Origin of the sequence: Pseudonocardia pini, from assembly GCF_013870575.1 — a bacterium.
GTDB lineage: Bacteria > Actinomycetota > Actinomycetes > Mycobacteriales > Pseudonocardiaceae > Pseudonocardia > Pseudonocardia pini.
In genome coordinates this window covers 1-4,722 of the sequence record NZ_JACBXB010000428.1, presented here as the reverse complement: position 1 = coordinate 4,722, position 4,722 = coordinate 1, and the positions used below count along the sequence as shown (strand labels likewise).

Annotated in this window: 4 protein-coding genes and 1 pseudogene; 4 read left to right on the top strand and 1 reads right to left on the bottom strand. The window is 73.1% G+C overall.

Annotation, left to right across the window (positions count from 1 at the left end; genetic code table 11):
* Positions 1–345, top strand: a pseudogene (locus tag H5J29_RS21400) (thiamine-phosphate kinase); the annotation flags it as partial.
* A complete protein-coding gene (locus H5J29_RS21395) occupies positions 342–1,706 on the top strand; it encodes an amidohydrolase family protein (RefSeq protein WP_220187731.1) in 1,365 nt (454 codons plus the stop codon). The pseudogene H5J29_RS21400 and the gene H5J29_RS21395, both read left to right, overlap by 4 nt.
* 363 nt (positions 1,707–2,069) lie before the next feature.
* Here the strand turns inward: H5J29_RS21395 and H5J29_RS21390 are convergent, their stop codons facing one another.
* Complete coding sequence (locus H5J29_RS21390; RefSeq protein WP_181782829.1) at positions 2,070–2,444, bottom strand: hypothetical protein; 375 nt, start codon at positions 2,442–2,444, stop codon at positions 2,070–2,072.
* Positions 2,445–2,684: 240 nt separating this feature from the next.
* On the opposite strand from H5J29_RS21390, the gene H5J29_RS21385 reads away from it, so the two are divergent.
* Both H5J29_RS21385 and H5J29_RS21380 read left to right on the top strand, forming a co-directional pair.
* Entirely contained in the window at positions 2,685–3,872 is a 1,188-nt protein-coding gene (locus tag H5J29_RS21385) for an MFS transporter (RefSeq protein ID WP_181782828.1), read from the top strand.
* Positions 3,873–3,930: 58 nt separating this feature from the next.
* Positions 3,931–4,722: MFS transporter (locus H5J29_RS21380; RefSeq protein WP_312858339.1), on the top strand; the 792-nt coding region annotated here is incomplete at its 3' end.

Here is a 4,722-nt window from a genome sequence, read left to right as displayed (position 1 = left end):
ATGATCGACGTCTCCGACGGCCTGGTGGCCGACCTCGGGCACGTCGCCGCCGCGTCGGGGGTGCAGATCTCGTTGCGGCGCAGTGCGTTCGAGGTTCCCGAGCGGCTCGTGGAGGTGGGCGCGGCACTCGGCGTCGATCCCGTCGGGTGGATGCTGACGGGCGGCGAGGACCACGCCCTGGCCGCCACCTTCCCCGCCGGGGCGACGATGCCCGAGGGGTTCGTGGAGATCGGCACCGTGGCGGAGGGCGCCGGGGTGCTGGTTGACGGCGAGCCGTATGCGGGCGTGGCCGGGTGGGACCATTTCACCGCGTCGCAACACGACGAGGGCACGCTGTCGCCGTGACGAAGCTGCTCGTGCACGGCGCGACCCTGCTGACGATCGACCCCGACCGCCCCGACCCCTTCGTGGGGTGGTTCGCGGTGGGGTCCGACGGGCGGCTGACGGCGGTCGAGGAGGGGGCGCCCGGGCCCGCGGACCTCGCGGCCGCGTCGGAGGTCCTCGACGCGAGCGGCACGATCGTCGCGCCCGGGTTCGTCTCCGCGCACAGCCACCTGTTCACCTCGGGCTCGCGCGGGCTCGGCATGGACCAGGCGCTCTACGGCTGGATCCAGGCCATGACCGCGTTCACCGAGAAGGCGGACGCCGAGGACATCTACTGGATGACCCGGCACGGGGCGCAGGACTTCCTGCGCAACGGGATCACCACGGCGTACGACTTCACCGACGTCGGGCTGCCGTTCGAGGCGCAGTCCTCCTCGTCGTCGGGGTACGTGGGGACGATCCCGCCCGTCGACTACCAGCACGCCCAGCTGCGCGCCAAGGTCGACGCCGGGCTGCGGCACGTGCACTCGGTGATGCTGGCGCAGGGGTCCTTCTCGTTCGCCGAGGCGCTGTCCCACGTGGACGAGACGGTGGCCCTGGCGAAGGCGGTCGAGTCGCCGCTGCACCTCGGCGTGGCGGTGAGCGGGACCGTGCAGTGGGCCGAGTCGGAGGCCACCGCGGAGCTCGAGGTCGCCGCGATGCGCAAGTACGGCCTGCTCAACCAGCCGCACCTGCTGGAGACGGCCTTCGGCGTGGAGGCACAGCAGGCGAAGTTCTCCTGGTACCGGGACGCGGGCGCGCTCGGCCCGGACCTGGTGTTCGGGCACTTCATCCAGACCACGCCGGAGATCATCGCGGAGGCCGCCGCCGCGGGGTGCGGGATGAGCTGGCAGCCGCTGTCGAACGGCAGGCTGGCCTCCGGGGTGGCGTCGATCCCCGAGATCCGGGCGGCGGGGATGCGGGTGGGCGTGGGGCTGGACGACCAGTCCTGCACGGACAACGCCGACCCGTTCTCCAACTGCCGCTTCGGGATATACATGCTGCGGGCGACCCGGCACGACCCCGGCGTGATGCCGGTGCGGGACATGCTGATGCTGCACACGCTGGGTTCCGCGGAGGTCCTGGGGATCTCCGACGACGTCGGGTCGCTGCGGGTGGGGCGGTACGCGGACTTCCTCGTCGTGGACCCTCGGGAGCCGGACACCGGCCCGGTGTGGGACGCCTACGGCACCTACGTGCTGGCCTGCTCCCTGCGCAACCTCAGGCAGGTGTGGTCGGCGGGGAGCCTGGTCGCCGACGGTGCACGGCTCACCGATCCGGAGGCGGGGCAGGTCGTGGCGGAGGTGCACGGTCGGATGGGGCGGATCGCCGCGTCGCTCTGAGGGTGGGTGCTCGTGGCGCTGTCTCGACTGCACGTTTCGTGCTCTCAGCGTGGCTTGATCGCTGGTTGTGTGCGTTCAGCGTGGTTGCGGCAGCTGTGAGAGCACGTAGCTCGCGATCTTGAGCGGTGAGGGTTCAAGATCGCACGTTTCGTGCTGTGAGCGTGGCTTGATCGCTGGTTGCGTGCGCTCAGCGTGGTTGCGGCAGCTGTGAGAGCACGTAGCTCGCGATCTTGAGCTGTGAGGGTTCAAGATCGCACGTTTCGTGCTGTGAGCGTGGCTTGATCGCTGGTTGCGTGCGCTCAGCGCGGTCCCTGCAACTCTGAGAGCACGTAGCTCACGATCATGAACGCGGCGAGGTGCGGATCAGCGGCTGCGGCGGAAGAGCCTGCGGAGCAGTGTGTCCGGCTTGCCCGGGACCGAACGCCGAGGGTCGGCGAAGGGGCGGTCGGCCGGGTCGCGCGGGGTGAGCGGGAGGGCCGGGATCGTGGGGGGAGCGGCGGCGAGGGGCTCGAGGATCTTCGTCGAGGGACCCTCCTCGTCGACACGAACGGCGCTTCCGTGCGCCAGGTCGGGACCCGAGGGGGCGGTCGCACCATCGGCACCCTCGTGCAGGTCGGCGGCACGTCCCGGCGAGGCCGGGTCGCCCGCGTCGGAGGGAGTGGAGGGAGGGATCTGCAGGTAGGTGGTGCTCTCGGCGGGGGAGCGGTCGGACGGGGTGCGGGTGCCGGGAGTGCTCACCTCGGACCATCGGTGTCCTCCCGAGCCGTGTTACGAGACCCTCACAGCGACCCCTCAGCGACCGAAACCTGTGGAGCGCAACGCCTGGCCCGAGGCAGGCACGCCCCGCGCCCGTCCTCACCGATGACGACGGCGACCCCGCCTTCCAGCGCCGCCACGACCGAACGGCTGCCGGATCCACCCCGTCGAAAGGGCGGTCCTCGGCCTGCGCCGAGTGCCGGCGTCGGGTACGACGGATCCGTGCGCCCCCGCCCGATGCTCGTGCTGGTCGGCATCCTCGCGCTGTCGCTGAACCTGCGCGGGCCGCTGTCGGCCTATCCGCCGCTGCTCGGGGACGTCCGGGAGTCCCTGGGGCTCGCGGCGGGCACCGCCGGGGCCGTGCAGACCGGCGCGATCCTCGCGATGGCGGTGGGATCCCTCGTCGGAGCCCGGGTGGGCGCCGCACTGGGGTCGACGCGGGCGCTGGGCGCGTCCGTCGGTCTGGTCGCGCTCGGCAGCGGGGTCCGCGGGATCCCGGCGACCGTCCCGCTCGCCCTGGGCACGATCATGATCGGGCTGGGCATCGGGATCTCCGGCGTGCTGCTGACCTCGGTCGTGAAGGACCGGCTGGCCGATCGGGCGGCGGCGGTGTCCGGCGCGTACGTCGTGGCGATGATGGTCGGCTCGACGGTCGTGAGCGCGGCCGCCGTGCCCCTGGCCGTCGGGCTGGGCGGCTGGTCGTTCTCGCTGGCGGTCTGGGCCGTCCCGGCGCTGGTGGCGGTCGCGGTGTGGAGCGTGATCATGCGGGGTGGCCCGGCCGCGCCCGCCCAGGTCCCGACCCGGCTGCCCTGGCGCGACCGGTTCGCCCGGCTCGCCTCGACCTACCAGGCCGGGGTGTCCCTGACGGTCTACGGCTCGCTGACGTGGATCGCCCCCACCTACGTCGACCGCGGCTGGAGCGCCGCCTCGGCCGGACTGCTGATCGCGGTCTGGAGCATCGCGCAGCTACCCGCGGCCCTGGTGATGCCGTGGTTGGCCGAGCGCACCGGCCGCGTCCGGCCGTGGGCACTGGTCGTCGTGGCCTGCACCGCCCTGGGTGTGCTGGGCATGATCGTCTGGCCGGAACCGCCCCTGGTGGGTCCGTGGGGCTGGGTCTTCCTGATCGGGTTCGCCTGCGGCGCGGGGTTCCCGCTCAACCTCGGTGTGATCGCCTGGCGCGCGCCGGACCCGCAGGCAGCGGCGGCGACCAGCGGGATGGCGCTGGGCGTCGGGTACACGGTCGCGGGGCTCGGGCCGTTGCTGATGGGCGTGCTCGTGGACCTCACCCACGGCTACGGGGCGGCGTTGTGCGTGCTGCTCGGGGCGGCGGGCCTCCAGCTCGTGGCGACCCTGGGCCTGGGCGACGTCCGGCGTCCTAATCCGGTGTCGGCGGGGTCCCCAGGCCGCTAGGGTCGGCGCCATGCCGTTCCTTTGACGCACCTCACGCCTCCCGTCCCGGGCACGCGGCCTGGACCGCCGGATCACCGGCTGGGCCCTGCTCGCGGACGCGATCCCGTTCTACCCCCTGTACGCGTTGTTCTTCGCCGACAGCGGGATGTCGGCGGCGGAGATCGCCGCGCTGCTCGCGATCTGGTCGGTCACCGGCCTGGTCGCGGAGGTCCCGTCCGGCGCGTTGTCGGACCGCTTCTCCCGACGGCGGGTGCTCGCCGCGGGTGGGCTGCTGCAGGCCGCGGCCTACGCGGTCTGGCTCCTGGCGCCCTCGTTCGCCGGGTTCGCGGTCGGCTTCGTGCTGTGGGGGATCGGCACGTCGCTCTACAGCGGCACGGTCGAGGCGCTGGCCTACGAGGGGCTCGCCGCGGTGGGGGCGCAGGACCGGTACGCGACCCTGCGGGGGCACGTCACCGCGGCCGGGCACGCCGGACAGATCCCGGCGGCGTTCGCCGCGACGGCGCTGGTCGCCACGGGCGGGTACCCGCTCGTCGGCTGGGTCAGCGTGGGGATCTGCCTTGCCGGTGCCCTGTTGACCTGGACGTTCCCCGACCCGCCCCGCACGGCCGACCCCGACGGGGAGGACGAGGACCTCGGGTACTTCGCCACCCTGCGGTCCGGGCTCGGCGAGGCCGTCGGCAGCCGGGTGGTGCGGGGCGCGCTGGTGGCCGCCGCGCTGGTCGCCGGGATCGACGCCCTGGAGGAGTTCTACCCGCTCATCGTGGGGGAGTCGGCGGAGGTCACGCTGGCCGCGGTGCCGGTGGTGCTGCTGGTGGTCACCGTGGCTCTACCTGGACTGGGCCGACCGCGA